This is a genomic window from Flavobacterium marginilacus, assembly GCF_026870155.1.
Taxonomy (GTDB): Bacteria; Bacteroidota; Bacteroidia; order Flavobacteriales; family Flavobacteriaceae; genus Flavobacterium; species Flavobacterium marginilacus.
Genome location: NZ_CP113975.1, coordinates 1,479,478 through 1,492,810, shown reverse-complemented (window position 1 = coordinate 1,492,810; position 13,333 = coordinate 1,479,478). Strand labels below are relative to the sequence as shown.

At 30.9% G+C, this 13,333-nt stretch carries 14 protein-coding genes; 6 read left to right on the top strand and 8 right to left on the bottom strand.

Annotated elements, in window-relative coordinates:
* Nucleotides 1-48: 48 nt before the first annotated feature.
* Nucleotides 49-636, bottom strand: coding sequence for a peptide deformylase (gene def / locus OZP07_RS06540; RefSeq protein WP_194642184.1), 588 nt, complete (start codon nt 634-636; stop codon nt 49-51).
* Between the two features lie 198 nt (nt 637-834).
* On the opposite strand from def, the gene OZP07_RS06535 reads away from it, so the two are divergent.
* Nucleotides 835-3,051: an FUSC family protein gene (locus OZP07_RS06535; RefSeq protein WP_281637710.1), complete on the top strand. Its 2,217-nt coding sequence runs from the start codon at nt 835-837 to the stop codon at nt 3,049-3,051.
* 87 nt (nt 3,052-3,138) lie between these two features.
* Here the strand turns inward: OZP07_RS06535 and OZP07_RS06530 are convergent, their stop codons facing one another.
* The 4 genes from OZP07_RS06530 to OZP07_RS06515 form a co-directional block, all read right to left on the bottom strand.
* A complete protein-coding gene (locus OZP07_RS06530; RefSeq protein WP_281637709.1) occupies nt 3,139-4,632 on the bottom strand; it encodes a malate:quinone oxidoreductase in 1,494 nt (497 codons plus the stop codon).
* 108 nt (nt 4,633-4,740) lie between these two features.
* On the bottom strand, nt 4,741-5,151 hold the full coding sequence (ruvX, locus tag OZP07_RS06525; protein ID WP_281637708.1) for a Holliday junction resolvase RuvX: 411 nt from the start codon (nt 5,149-5,151) through the stop codon (nt 4,741-4,743).
* A gap of 1 nt (nt 5,152) precedes the next feature.
* Entirely contained in the window at nt 5,153-5,434 is a 282-nt protein-coding gene (locus tag OZP07_RS06520) for a type II toxin-antitoxin system RelE/ParE family toxin (protein ID WP_194642180.1), read from the bottom strand.
* Entirely contained in the window at nt 5,424-5,657 is a 234-nt protein-coding gene (locus OZP07_RS06515) for a hypothetical protein (RefSeq protein WP_194642179.1), read from the bottom strand. Before OZP07_RS06515 ends, OZP07_RS06520 begins: the two co-directional genes overlap by 11 nt.
* A 99-nt stretch (nt 5,658-5,756) precedes the next feature.
* Here OZP07_RS06515 and OZP07_RS06510 point away from each other — a divergent pair, with 99 nt between their 5' ends.
* Together OZP07_RS06510 and OZP07_RS06505 are read left to right on the top strand one after the other, a co-directional pair.
* Nucleotides 5,757-6,572 (top strand): 2,3,4,5-tetrahydropyridine-2,6-dicarboxylate N-succinyltransferase, encoded by an 816-nt coding sequence (locus OZP07_RS06510; RefSeq protein ID WP_194642178.1) that lies wholly within the window; start codon nt 5,757-5,759, stop codon nt 6,570-6,572.
* A gap of 114 nt (nt 6,573-6,686) precedes the next feature.
* A complete protein-coding gene (locus OZP07_RS06505; RefSeq protein WP_281637707.1) occupies nt 6,687-7,424 on the top strand; it encodes a glycosyltransferase family 2 protein in 738 nt (245 codons plus the stop codon).
* On the opposite strand, the gene OZP07_RS06500 is transcribed toward OZP07_RS06505, so the two are convergent.
* Complete coding sequence (locus tag OZP07_RS06500; RefSeq protein WP_281637706.1) at nt 7,416-8,129, bottom strand: polysaccharide deacetylase family protein; 714 nt, start codon at nt 8,127-8,129, stop codon at nt 7,416-7,418. The two genes, OZP07_RS06505 and OZP07_RS06500, sit on opposite strands and share 9 nt — an antisense overlap.
* A 59-nt stretch (nt 8,130-8,188) precedes the next feature.
* Here OZP07_RS06500 and OZP07_RS06495 point away from each other — a divergent pair, with 59 nt between their 5' ends.
* Nucleotides 8,189-8,950: a glycosyltransferase family protein gene (locus tag OZP07_RS06495; RefSeq protein WP_281637705.1), complete on the top strand. Its 762-nt coding sequence runs from the start codon at nt 8,189-8,191 to the stop codon at nt 8,948-8,950.
* Nucleotides 8,951-9,028: 78 nt separating this feature from the next.
* Complete coding sequence (locus OZP07_RS06490; RefSeq protein ID WP_281637704.1) at nt 9,029-10,105, top strand: glycosyltransferase family 9 protein; 1,077 nt, start codon at nt 9,029-9,031, stop codon at nt 10,103-10,105.
* Between the two features lie 141 nt (nt 10,106-10,246).
* Here OZP07_RS06490 and OZP07_RS06485 read toward each other — a convergent pair whose 3' ends face one another.
* Nucleotides 10,247-11,017, bottom strand: a complete 771-nt coding sequence (locus OZP07_RS06485; protein WP_281637703.1) for a Kdo domain containing protein — start codon at nt 11,015-11,017, stop codon at nt 10,247-10,249.
* Nucleotides 11,010-11,825 (bottom strand): DUF5672 family protein, encoded by an 816-nt coding sequence (locus OZP07_RS06480; RefSeq protein ID WP_281637702.1) that lies wholly within the window; start codon nt 11,823-11,825, stop codon nt 11,010-11,012. The genes OZP07_RS06485 and OZP07_RS06480 overlap by 8 nt, the downstream gene beginning before the upstream one ends.
* Nucleotides 11,826-12,313: 488 nt before the next feature.
* On the opposite strand from OZP07_RS06480, the gene OZP07_RS06475 reads away from it, so the two are divergent.
* On the top strand, nt 12,314-13,210 hold the full coding sequence (locus OZP07_RS06475; RefSeq protein ID WP_281635207.1) for an IS982 family transposase: 897 nt from the start codon (nt 12,314-12,316) through the stop codon (nt 13,208-13,210).
* Nucleotides 13,211-13,333 lie beyond the last annotated feature (123 nt).

Here is a 13,333-nt window from a genome sequence, read left to right as displayed (position 1 = left end):
TTTATTTTTTTAACTGAACACTAAAAACTGAACACTGCTAACTTATAATTATCTTCCTTTTTTTGCAAAAAATTTCATTCGGTAATCCTGAAATGTTTTTCCTTCGGTAATGTTTTTTAATTTACCTTGAATCAGGCGTTTTTTCAAAGATGAAATTTTATCTGTAAATAAAATTCCTTCGATATGATCGTACTCATGCTGAATAACTCTTGCTATCAAACCATCAAAAACTTCAGTTTTCATAACAAAATCTTCCTCACAATACTCAATAGTAACGGTTGGTTTTCTGTATACATCTTCTCGCACATCCGGAATACTCAGACAGCCTTCATTAAAAGCCCATTCATCACCTTCTTCTTTTATTATTTTGGCATTGATAAAAGTCTTTTTGAAACCTTTCAGTTTTTTTTGTTCTCTGTCTTCTAAGTCATCATCTTCACCAAATGGAGTTGTATCAATAATAAACAAACGTATCGGCAGTCCCACCTGCTCTGCAGCTAAACCTACACCGCTGGCCATGTACATGGTTTCATACATGTTATCAATAATTTCTTTTAGATTTGGATAATCTGGAGTCAGTTCCTCTCCTACTTTTCTCAAAACAGGGTCACCGTATCCTATAATTGGTAATATCATTTGATTATTTTTTTATTAATATCCAGTATAAACACTGGAAAAATCCATATAATTTAGGTTCACAAAAATAGTAAAAAAAACAGATAACAATTTATCCCGCTATAATAATTAGCATATTTTTGTAAAATCAGACTAGCATAAATCAAATAAAACCGTACAAAGACGTTTATAACTTACCATTGTATTAAATAAATTTACATGATTTCCAAAATAGAAAAATTTACAGACAGCACCTATTTTACTAATGCATTAAAAGCAACAATATCTGCTGTTATTCCTGTATTAGTCTGTACTTATTTTGGTCATTTTGAAATAGGTTTTACTCTTGCTCTCGGAACTTTCCTTACTTATCCCTGCGATATTCCAAGCAGTTTAAAACACAAAATAAACGGAATCATTGTCACTGCTTTTTTGGTTGCCGGAGTCAATTTATTGATTAATCTCACCTATCCCTTCCCGTTTATTTTTTATCCGCTTTTTCCTCTATTGATATTCATTCTGGCAATGCTGTCTGTGTATGGACAAAGAGCCACATTTACATCCTTTTCGGCATTATTATCGGCATCGCTGTCATTTGCACACATGCATACAGGACTGGAAATGATTCAGTATTCAGGTTTGATACTTACGGGAGGACTTTTTTATTTACTGATTTCATTATTATTCCATTATATAAAACCATATCGCTATGCTGAATTACAGATTGCCGAATGTATTAAGCTAACAGCAAAATACCTGAAGCTGAGAGGGGATTTATGGAATAGCAATACCGACAGAAAAGCAATATTAGAAAAACAGCTTCATCTGCAGGTTGAACTCAACGATATACATCATAATATCCGAAGAGTTCTCATTGGGAAACAGATGAATGCTGTTTCTTCAAACCAGAATCGAAAAATGCTTATAGTCTTTGTTTCATTATTAGAAATATTAGAACTGGCTTTATCAACCTCTTTTGATCATAACAGACTTCATCAAAAATTTGATAAACACCCCAAAACTCTGGCAACTTATCAAAGTCTGGCTTATAACCTGGCTTCAACGTTAAAACAATTATCAAAAAACATTGTAAAAAAAACCACTTATATCCCTGAACACACATTACGAGAACACCTTTCTGCCCTAGCAAATGCTATCAGCGAATATGAAAATGAATTAGGAAAGACCCAAGCTTCGGAAGGAGTTTTGATGCTGAAAACCATGCTTGAATATGCCGAAAATCAAATCGATAAAATCAAAATTATTGAACGTGCTTTTACATCGGTAGCCAACAATTATGATTTTAAAGGAAAAGATAAAGATTTAGAGAAGTTTTTGACTCCTCAATATTATCCAATAAGTACATTCATTGAAAATATCAGTTTTTCTTCAACAATATTCAGACATTCTTTACGATTGACCGTTGCTATCATTTTAGGAGGATTAGCTGGCAAGTTTCTTCCTTTCCAAAATGTATACTGGATTCTGATGACGATCATTATTATCATGAGACCGGGCTACGGACTGACAAAACAGCGATCGATACAGCGTGCCATCGGAACTATTATTGGAGGCGTAATTGCGTTCAGTATTTTAGCATTAATGCCAAATCATTTAATATTAAGCATTTTAGCAATTCTCTGTATGCTGCTTGGTTTCTCGTTTGCGCAGATCAATTATACGGTAAGCGCAACTTTTGTAACCATGTACATTGTATTCATTTATGGAATATTAACTACTGATTATCTGGATGTTATTCAGTACAGAATAGTTGATACACTGACTGGAGCACTGATAGCCTACTTCGCTAATCATTTTTTATGGCCGTCATGGGAATATATCAAAGCACCGGAATACTTAGAAAAATCAATTATTGCTAATAGAGATTATCTAAAAGAGATTTTTATTTATTACACTCAAAAAGGCGAAGTTACCACCTCCTACCGTCTGGCCAGAAAAAATGCTTTTATCGAAATTGGCAATCTGATGGCTTCGTTCCAAAGAATGTCGCAGGAACCGAAATCAAAACAAAAGAATATTTTATTACTGTATAAATTGACAGAGCTCAATCATTCTCTGCTTTCATCTACAGCTTCATTAGGAACTTATACTCAATCGCACAGAACTACGCCTTCGTCAAGAGCTTTTACAATTGTGGTCGAAAAAGTTCTTAAAAACCTAGAACAGGCTATTGCTCTGCTGGAAAAAGAAATCATTGTTGATTCTAACGAAATTACCAATGAAGAAGTAGCCAATCGTTTTACCGAATTGAAAAATATCCGCCAGAACGAATTAAAAGAAGGAAATAAAATTGAAGAAGAAGCTTTTTCCTTAAAAATGCAGGAAGCTCAATTAGTCATAGAACAATTAATCTGGCTGATCAACTTATCCGAAGGAATTCAAAAAAACACCAAAAAATTAATGGAGGATCTATAAAAAAATGACAGCTTTTCGATTTCATTTGAATCCAAAAGCTGTCATTGATTTGTTGTATCCTAACGTATTAAAAAAACGTATAGACTTTTAATTTAATTTTAAAACTTCGGCAGTTTTGTTTCTAAGGCTTGCCAATAACTCTGGGTTTTCATTTAATGCCAAACCAAAAGAAGGAATCATTGCTTTCACTTTTTCCTGCCATTCTGGAGAATTAAACTGTTCTGGGAAACATTTGCTTACCAGTTCAACCATAATAGAAACTGCTGTTGAGGCTCCAGGAGAAGCTCCCAATAACACCGCTAAAGTTCCGTCATTTGTATTGATAATTTCAGTACCAAACTCTAATTTCCCTATTAACTCCTCGTCTCTTTTGATAACCTGTACACGCTGTCCGGCTCTTTCCAGTTTCCAGTCTTTGGTTCTGGCGCCAGGAACATATTCACGTAATGCATTAATTCGGTCTTTTGGAGACTGGCGCACCTGCTCAATTAAATATTTAGTAAGCGGAATATTTTTATATCCAGCAACAATCATCGGGATTACATTATCTGGTTTTATTGACAAAGGCAGATCAGAGTATGATCCATTTTTTAAAAATCGAGTAGAAAAACCTGCAAACGGACCAAAAAGCAACGCTTTTTCACCATCAATCATTCTCGTATCTACGTGCGGAACAGACATTGGCGGTGCACCAACACTCGCTTTTCCATATACTTTGGCTTGGTGTTTTGCTATTACTTCTGGATTAGTACATTTTAACCATTGTCCGCTGACTGGGAAACCTCCGTATCCTTTTCCTTCAGGAACATTTGCTTTTTCTAATAAAGGTAATGAACCGCCGCCGGCACCTATAAAAACAAACTTGGTATATACTTTTTTCTTTTGATCAGATTCCAGATCGGTGATTTTTATCCTCCATGATTTGTCTTCACGCTGTTTTAATTTTTTAACTTCGTGACTGTAATGTATCGTAACGTTATCCAATTTTGTTAAATAGGCTAACATATTTCTAGTCAATGTTCCAAAATTTACATCTGTTCCTATTTTCATTGAAGTCGCTGCCACTTTTTCTTCAGGATTTCTGCCCTCCATTACTAAAGGCATCCATTTTTGCAGTTCAGAAGTATCAGTACTGAAAATCATATCAGCAAAAAGAGGATTTGACTGTAAAACTTCAAATCTGTTTTTTAGAAAAGCAACATTAGCATCACCCCAAACAAAACTGATATGAGGAACACTTTTTATAAAATCTTCTGGAGACTGAACTTTTCCTTCTTGAACTAAATAAGACCAAAATTGTCTTGACACTTCATATTGTTCAGCAATACTGATTGCTTTATTTGGATTTATTTTTCCGTCAGGACCTTCCGGAGTATAATTAAGTTCACAAAAAGCAGAATGTCCCGTACCCGCATTATTCCAAGCATCGGAACTTTCAGCTGCAGCAATATCTAATCTTTCGTAAATATCAATCTTTAAATCAGGCTGTAATTCTTTTAAAATCACACCTAGAGTAGCACTCATAATTCCTGCTCCAATTAAAACTACATCTGAATTGGATCGTATTGTTGTATCGGACATTTTTGTATTTTTTTAGAAGTTGCAAAAATAGTTCTAAAAATCACAAAAAAAAATTATTTTTCAGTTACAAACACTCAAATAAAACAGCTGTTTGTTAAATTAATCGCATTATTTTCGGTTTAAATAATCCTGAAGCATAATAGTTGCAGAAATCTCATCTATAAGCGCTTTATTTTGACGCTGTTTTTTATTCAGTCCGCTGTCAATCATCGTTTGAAAAGCCATTTTGGAAGTAAAACGCTCATCTACACGAATGACTTTCATCTCTGGAAAATGATTGGTGAAATGAGTTACAAATCCTTTAATTATAGAAGCGCTTTGCGAAGGATCGCCATTCATCTGCTTGGGTTCGCCAATAAGGACTGCCTCAACCTTTTCTTTGGCAAAATAATCTTTTAGAAAAGCAATTGCAGTTTCAGAAGGAATCGTTGTAAGCCCAGACGCAATAATCTGTAATTCATCGGTAACAGCGATTCCTGTTCGTTTTTGTCCGTAATCTATGGAGAGTATTCTTGGCATTTTATAAAGAGTCTTTATATTTTATGAAACCGAAGACAGAAACAAAACCTGCTTCTGTATCTATGAAATAAACAATTGTATAACCTTTAAAAACATAATCTCTTATATTTTCATTTTCAAAATAAATTGACTTTTTATAATAGAAAGGGTACTGTAAGTCTTTTGTCAAGTTGAAAAGTAAATCATTTTTAAACTTTTTAGCTGCAACTGGTTTATCTCTTGAAATATATCTTAGTTGTTTCTCTAATAAAAATTTAAATTTAGTAGTAAACTTAATTTTCATATTCAGATATTACTTGATCCAAATAACTATCCAACTCTTCTAAAGAGCAATATTGAGCTGTCCCATTCTTAATTTTTTCAAACTCCTCTTCAAGAGTAGCCTTGTTCTTTGCAAAAAATTCATCTTCCTGAACTATTTTTAATTCATCTGATGAAAACGAACTCAATAATTCCAAAATTTTGGCTTTTATTTTTGGCTGAAATTCTAATCGAATCGTTTCCATAATACTATTATTTTGAACTACAAATATATAACATTTTCAACTGATTTCTCTTTTTTGCTTTTGGTTAAAAATGGTATATTTGCGAAAAATTTATCAAAAATGAACGAATTACAATCAATTATAGAGCAAGCTTGGGATAACAGAGCTTTACTGCAGGAAACAAAAACTACTGATGCTATCAGAGAAGTTATCGAATTATTAGACTCAGGAAAATTACGTGTTGCCGAACCAAAAGGTGATGGATGGCAGGTAAACGAATGGGTAAAGAAAGCCGTTGTAATGTATTTCCCAATTCAGAAAATGGAAACATTAGAAGCTGGAATTTTTGAATATAACGACAAAATGTTATTAAAAAGAGACTATGCCGAAAAAGGTGTTCGTGTAGTTCCTGGAGCTTCTGCCCGATATGGTGCATATATTTCTAGTGGTGTAATTATGATGCCTAGTTATGTAAACATCGGTGCTTACGTTGACGCCGGAACAATGGTAGATACTTGGGCAACTGTTGGAAGCTGTGCTCAAATTGGTAAAGACGTACACTTAAGCGGTGGTGTTGGAATTGGAGGTGTTCTTGAACCATTACAGGCCGCGCCAGTTATCATCGAAGACGGTGTTTTCGTTGGATCAAGATGTATCGTTGTAGAAGGAGTTCATGTAGGTAAAGAAGCTGTTCTTGGTGCTAACGTTTGTTTGACTGCTTCAACTAAAATCATTGATGTAACTGGCGAAACTCCTGTTGAAATGAAAGGTTTTGTTCCTGCCCGTTCGGTAGTTATTCCAGGAAGTTATACTAAAAAATTCGCTGCTGGTGAATTTCAGGTTCCTTGTGCTTTAATCATTGGTACACGTAAACCTTCAACTGATTTAAAAACATCATTGAATAATGCTCTGCGCGAATATGATGTAGCTGTTTAAAAAAGATCAGTTTATACATAAAAAAAGGTCCTAATTTTAAAAAAATTAAGACCTTTTTTTATTTCTTCATTGTTAAAAAAAATACTACTTTAGTCGCTATTTTAAAAAAAACATATGAAAACACTGTCGGTTATCATTCTAACTTATAACGAAGAAGATTATATTGAAGATGCCGTAAAATCAGTTGCATTTGCTAACGAAATTATAGTTATAGACTCCGAAAGTACAGATAGAACTGTAGACCTTGTTTCAAAAATGGATTGTAAATTTGCTTCAAGAAAGTTTGACAATTACTGCAATCAAAGAAATTTTGCACTAACCTTAACTACAAGCGATTGGATCTTATTTTTGGATGCAGACGAAAGAGTGACTCCAAAATTAGAAAAAGAAATTTTAGAAGCCATTTCAAAAGAAGAATATCTAGCTTATAAAATATGGTTTCCTCATTATTTTATGGGACGTTTTTTATTTCATTATACCGATAAAGTAATACGATTATTTAAAAACGACAACTCTAAATTTAAAAATGAAGTTCACGAAAAATTAGTGATTAAAACAAAAGTTGGTGTTCTAAAAAATTATATGATTCATTACACCTACAAAGAAATATATCATTTTTTGGATAAAAAAGACAAATACGCTTGGTTTCAAGCCAAAATGAGTCATGACAAAAAAAAGAAAGCCACTTTATTTCTATTATTCTTCAAGCCATTCTACCGATTTTTTCACACCTATTTTGTAAAAAGAGTTTTTTTAGATGGAGTTCCTGGACTTGTTTCTGCAAGTTATGATGCTTATGGCGTATTTTCAAGATATGCAAAATTGTATCTTTTAGAAAAAAATCTAAAATAATTTCAACTTTCCAAAACGTAATTTTAGCATAAACACAAGCAAACTTTCTTCACCTCTTATATCAATTCGTTGAATTTCATAATTGTCTTTAAATGGAAATTCATTAAGTCTATTTCCTATTTTAAGACCAAAACCAATATTATTTTCAGATAATATTTTTTTGAATTGAGAATTAAAAGGTTCTTTTCTAGGGTATTTCCCAAAAGGGTAAGCCAAAGCAGTGTAAACTTTTAAATTATTCTCATTTATGATTTGATTGCATTTCTTGAAATCATCTGCTATTTCTTTATCTGAAAGTTCAGTGTACTTTTTATGATGATAGGAATGATATCCAAATTCTATCAAACTACCATCAATCTGTTTCAAATCTTCGATTCCCATTATTTTTTCAATTCCTTCGTTCCAAAAATCTCTTTTGCCAATATATTCAAACGGAATAAAGAAAGTTGCTTTCAGATTATATTTTTTTAATAAAGGAACAGCATACAGCAACTGATTTTCTGTAACATCATCAAAAGTTAAAACAATACTTTTTGATGGCAATACTTGTAGTTTTGACAATTCTGAAAAATGAAAAGTCGAATAATTGCGTGAAGACAAATACTTAAACTGCTCTTCTAGTTTGCCTTCCAAAATGGTTAGAGATTGATTATCCGAACGAATCAATGATACATTATGATACATTAAAATGGGAAGTCTGCTCATTCTTTTTTTTTCAAAAACATAAAACATATTTAATACTTTTGTTCAAAATTATTGAAAAAATGTCTAAAAATAATAGTCCTGAAAAATTAAGTTTATTTGTTCTTTGTCTTGACCAAAAGCTAGATTTAGAAAACATAAAAAAGAACTTCCATTTTGCTGATGATATTATTTTAATTGGATTTGATTTTAAGGAAAACTTCCTTTCAGACAACATTAAAGAGAGCTTCCGATTTATTGATTTGAATACGAATGATAAACCAATCCTTGATTTCGCAAAAAATGACATCGTTCTTCTTCTCGATTCAGACGAAGAAATAAATGAAGATTTACAAGATGAAATTTTAAAAATCACGGAAAAAGGTTTTAGCAATACCGTCTATTCTATAGAACGAGAATTTATTTTTTTAAATAAAAAAATAAAGTATGGAGCAGTCGAAAACAACACCGAAGTTCGATTATTCAACAGAAAATTCTGCTCTCTGAAAGATGATCTTCCTCTTATAGGAAAAGTGATTCACAAAGGAAAAACAAAAATATTATCCAATAAAATTCAAAATCTAGGCTATAAAGATTTTGACAATTATAATCGCAAGCAAACCACATACAACTATATTATTGCAAAAATGCATTTCAAGAAAGGATATAAAACTAATGCTATTAAATTATTATCCAGCCCTTTTTTTTCATTTATCCACCAATATTTTATAAAACTAGGTTTTCTTGACAAAAAAGAAGGGTATATTTTAGCTTATATTCAATCTTTTGGAAAACTTAAAAGCCAAATATTATTATGGCTTTTAACAAATAAGATAAATTCTTAATTCTTAATTAAACCTTTTCAATAGGATTTAGTCTTATAGTTTCTTAAATGTAAAATCCAAATATATTAAAATCCCAATATGAAAATTTTAGTAGTCCAACAAAAAAAAATAGGAGATGTTTTAGTTAGTACCATTATCTGCAATAATCTTCGTATCGCATATCCTAATGCTCAAATTGATTTTTTGGCTTACGAAAGTACTATTGATGTTTTAAAAGGGAATCCCAATATTGATAACGTTATTTTATTTAAAGATAAACACAGAAAAGATAAATTAGAATTATTAAAATTAGGCTTAAGTATTCGAAAAAGTAAATATGATTTAGTAATCGATGCTTATTCAAAACTAGAGAGTTGGATTCTAGTTCTTTTGAGTGGTGGAAAAAGAAAAATATCATACAAAAAACCAGGAAGAACATTTATATACACTGATAATGTGCCGTTTGCAGAATCTCCTGAAACTAATAAAGGATTGGCTATTGAGAGCCGGCTATCTCTTTTAGAACCGTTACATTTAAATATAGAATTAGATCCTGTACCCAAATTATACCTTTCTGAATCTGAAATAAATGAAGCGAAACTTTTATTTAAAAAACATTCTGTCAATACTGAAAGAAAAACGATACTTATAAGTATTTTGGGAAGCGAAATTGAAAAGACTTATCCTCCAAAATTTATGGTTCAGATTATAGACTATATTGCGGAAAATTTTGATGTCAATATTCTTTTCAACTATTTTCCTAGTCAACTTATAGAAGCCCAAGACATTTACAGTCAATGTTCAGAAAAAGCAAAGAAAAATATCTATTTTGATCTTCTTGGCTCAGATTTAAGGTCTTTTATTGGACTAATGAATGAATGTGATTTGATTATTGGAAACGATGGAGGCGCTATAAATATGGCAAAAGCATTAGACAAACCTTCTTTTATTATTTTCGCGCCAATTTTAGAGAAAAAGCTTTGGGCAACATTTGAAGATGGTAAAAAACATGTTACTGTACATATAAATGACTATGAACCACAGTTATCAAAAAACATGTCTCGCTCTCAATTAAAAAATGCAAATTCTGAATTGTACCAAGCATTCAAGCCTGATTTTTTTCTAGAATTAATTAAAGGTTTTATTCAGCTTAATTTATTCGAACCAAAAGAATAAATTTTATTTTCTTAACTTATCGAAATCGAATGTCAAACTGAGCAAAGTCGAAGCAAATTCATCTATGAAACTCCGACTTGGCTCAAACTGACAATCTATAAAGCTATTCTTAAATTAATTTTGTTAGGTAAACATTAGAAATTAATATTTTTTCCAAAATTTAAGTGTTTTTTTCAAATGCTGCTTTTTGACGATGCCTATTTGAAATTCGTTTGTATAATGAAGCATTTTTTCATAGATAAGAGATTCTGATTCCTCTATAAATTTAGCATATTCATTACTCATAATCGCGATCATTTCAGGTTTTGGCGTCAATCTTCTCAAGTTAAACATCCTCATTTCAAATGACATGGATTGATGAAATTTCATCCGGTTTAAATCTACCAAAAAGAAATCATAATTCCCATCACTCCTTTTTTTGATTAATGTATTCCCTGAAGAATGATCTATAAATTCTATTCCTTTCTGATGTAAATCGTATGAAAAACGCGTAAACTGACGAAGGATATTTTCATGATCTGGATAATCTGGAATTTGAACCAATTCTCGATAAGTCAAATCACATTGCAGATGTTCACTGGCATAATAACTGTCTTTCAAACCGATCCAATTATAATTTTCGAGATAAGCAATTGGTTCTGGTGTTCCAATGCCTTTTTCCAATAAAAATGTAGCATATTCAAAAGAACGTCTCGCCTTTGATTTTCTAAAATATTTGTAAGCTACTTTATTAATCAAATTTGGAATCTTGAATGATTTGATATTTACTGTCTTTTCATCTAATTCAAACAACTTAATGATATTTCTTTTTCCATCTCCGAAAGGTTTTCCAGAGGTCTCAAAATGGAGCAAAGATTCTTTTACAAGCGATTCACAAGATTTAAAATCTTTATTAATTAAAAAATTAGTCATTATTAATTTTAGATTTGATTATTGGCATCCAATAAGATACAACTTTCCGTTTATTAAAACCATGGCAGGCAAATGGCAATTCATTATTATTCAATTGAATTGAAAGCTTTGGTTTTCTATCAATGCAAAATTTCAATGCTTCTTGATAATGAGGAATATTGAAATTTTCATAAAAATCTTTCGCTTTAAAAGACCAAAAAACATCTTCAATTGAGTCTAAGCTTCCTTTTTTATCAGCTAACAGATTAGTTATATATTCTTTATTCTCCTTACTGATAGTATAAAAAACACTAACCTTACGCAGTGAGAAACCGCCGTTCCCAACATTGAAAAATATTCTATTTCGATCCTTTTTCTTTTTCGAATAAAAAGTAGAAATAAAATTGTAAAAATTGTTAACTGATTTATTTTTAAAAAAAGTCTTTATCCAAGGAGAACCTATGTAATCGTAATTTTTATTACACCAATATTCCAATTGATTGATGAATACAAACGCATCAAGCTGACAGATCAGCAAGTATTCATAATCTAAAAATTCTTTGTAAAAAAAATCGGATAACATGAGTTCATTATATCCTAAAATATTTTTAAAATAATGATTTTCAAAAGATTTAACAAAAAAAATAAACTCATTTAATATTTGAGAATCAATTGAAAGGCTTTCTGGTTTTACTACAAAAATATCATAGTCCCCTAATTGCTTAAAACATTGTTTTAATGATATTAATTCGTATTCCGATAAATCAATGCTGTAAATGGGTATTACAACACATACCTTCTTTTTAATATTTGTTTGTATATCTATCATTTATTAATTGACCGCTTTTGTTGATTTTCCAGTAACTAGAACTATTTGCTTTTTCAAAAATAATACTGTTGTTCCTCAGTTAAATATTTAAATAAATTAGGTTCAAAGGTACAAATTTAATGGTTTTAATTTACTACTAACTAATCAACATGACGGCAACAGCAGATATTTTGCCACAAATTACAGAAATTCGCATAGACCTGAATAGCTCTAAAATAGAATTATCTACATCTCGTTACCAATAGTTTGATTTAAAAAACCGTTACATCATCCAAATATTTAATACACACCCAGATATCTTTCTTTTCCACATAGCTTCAATTACATTCATAATATTAAAGCTCAAGCAAAGATTCAGAAGATATTTTAGAAAAAAAATCTAAAAACCTGAACTCGATTAATAATTTTGGTTGAAAATTTTGTAGAAAAAGGTAAAATTTAGTATATTTAAATTTCTGACAATTAAATATTTAACTAAACTCTACCTTATGATTTGTTTTGATAAAATTACAGATATTTTTTCTATTGTTGATGAATTTTGCAAAGATTTTGATAAAACCACACAGTCTTTTCTGCTAGGAAAACCTTCCAAACGTCCTTCGATTATGTCAAAATCAGAAGTAATTACAATTTATTTACTTTTTCATTTGAGTGGTTTTCGCTGTTTCAAGCATTATTACATTTTTTATGTCCAAAAGCATATGCAAAATGAATTTCCTAATACAGTTTCTTATAATCGCTTTTTAGAACTAATGCAAAGTGTTCTTTTGCCAATGACAATTTTTGCCAAAACCTGTTGCTTAGGCAATTGCACAGGCATTTCGTTTGTAGACTCAACACCAATTAGAGTTTGTAAAAACAAACGAATCAGTAGAAACAAAGTTTTTAAAGGTATTGCCACTACAGGGAAATCTACAATGGGCTGGTTTCATGGGTTTAAACTCCACATCATCATTAATGACAAAGGAGAATTGTTAAGTTTTGCTGTAACTCAAGCCAACGTAGATGATAGAGAGCCACTGAAAAATGAGGGCTTTTTGAATGCTATTTTCGGAAAACTATTTGGTGATAAAGGATATATAAGCGAGAAACTCTCTCAATTATTATTTGTTGATGGAATCCAATTAATTACAAGTATTCGAAATAATATGAAAAATAGTTTGATGGAAATGAGTGATAAAATTTTACTCCGTAAACGTTCAATAATAGAAACGGTTAACGATGAACTTAAAAATATTTGCCAAGTTGAACATTCTAGACATCGTTCATTTACCAACTTTTTGTCAAATCTTATCGCTGGAATAATTGCTTATAATTTTCTGCCTAAAAAACCTTCTTTGAAATACGAAACGATTAAAACTAACCAATTGGCTGTATTTTATTAATCGAGTTCAGGTTAAAAAGGATTGGTAATGAAAGTTTAATTATAAATCTATACTTTTACAATACAGCAATACAATAATTATACTACATTTTATAAGTATATTTGCATTTCTATACAATAACAT

Excerpts from the sequence above, each read along its gene's own strand:
- OZP07_RS06490 (WP_281637704.1), top strand. The coding sequence starts at position 9,029 with ATGAAAATTTTAGTAGTCCAACAAAAAAAAATAGGAGATGTTTTAGTT.
- def (WP_194642184.1), bottom strand. The coding sequence starts at position 636 with ATGATATTACCAATTATAGGATACGGTGACCCTGTTTTGAGAAAAGTA.
- OZP07_RS06480 (WP_281637702.1), bottom strand. The coding sequence starts at position 11,825 with ATGATAGATATACAAACAAATATTAAAAAGAAGGTATGTGTTGTAATA.
- OZP07_RS06530 (WP_281637709.1), bottom strand. The coding sequence starts at position 4,632 with ATGTCCGATACAACAATACGATCCAATTCAGATGTAGTTTTAATTGGA.
- OZP07_RS06475 (WP_281635207.1), top strand. The coding sequence starts at position 12,314 with ATGATTTGTTTTGATAAAATTACAGATATTTTTTCTATTGTTGATGAA.
- OZP07_RS06485 (WP_281637703.1), bottom strand. The coding sequence starts at position 11,017 with ATGACTAATTTTTTAATTAATAAAGATTTTAAATCTTGTGAATCGCTT.
- OZP07_RS06510 (WP_194642178.1), top strand. The coding sequence starts at position 5,757 with ATGAACGAATTACAATCAATTATAGAGCAAGCTTGGGATAACAGAGCT.
- OZP07_RS06495 (WP_281637705.1), top strand. The coding sequence starts at position 8,189 with ATGTCTAAAAATAATAGTCCTGAAAAATTAAGTTTATTTGTTCTTTGT.
- OZP07_RS06515 (WP_194642179.1), bottom strand. The coding sequence starts at position 5,657 with ATGGAAACGATTCGATTAGAATTTCAGCCAAAAATAAAAGCCAAAATT.
- OZP07_RS06535 (WP_281637710.1), top strand. The coding sequence starts at position 835 with ATGATTTCCAAAATAGAAAAATTTACAGACAGCACCTATTTTACTAAT.
- OZP07_RS06500 (WP_281637706.1), bottom strand. The coding sequence starts at position 8,129 with ATGAGCAGACTTCCCATTTTAATGTATCATAATGTATCATTGATTCGT.
- OZP07_RS06505 (WP_281637707.1), top strand. The coding sequence starts at position 6,687 with ATGAAAACACTGTCGGTTATCATTCTAACTTATAACGAAGAAGATTAT.
- OZP07_RS06520 (WP_194642180.1), bottom strand. The coding sequence starts at position 5,434 with ATGAAAATTAAGTTTACTACTAAATTTAAATTTTTATTAGAGAAACAA.
- ruvX (WP_281637708.1), bottom strand. The coding sequence starts at position 5,151 with ATGCCAAGAATACTCTCCATAGATTACGGACAAAAACGAACAGGAATC.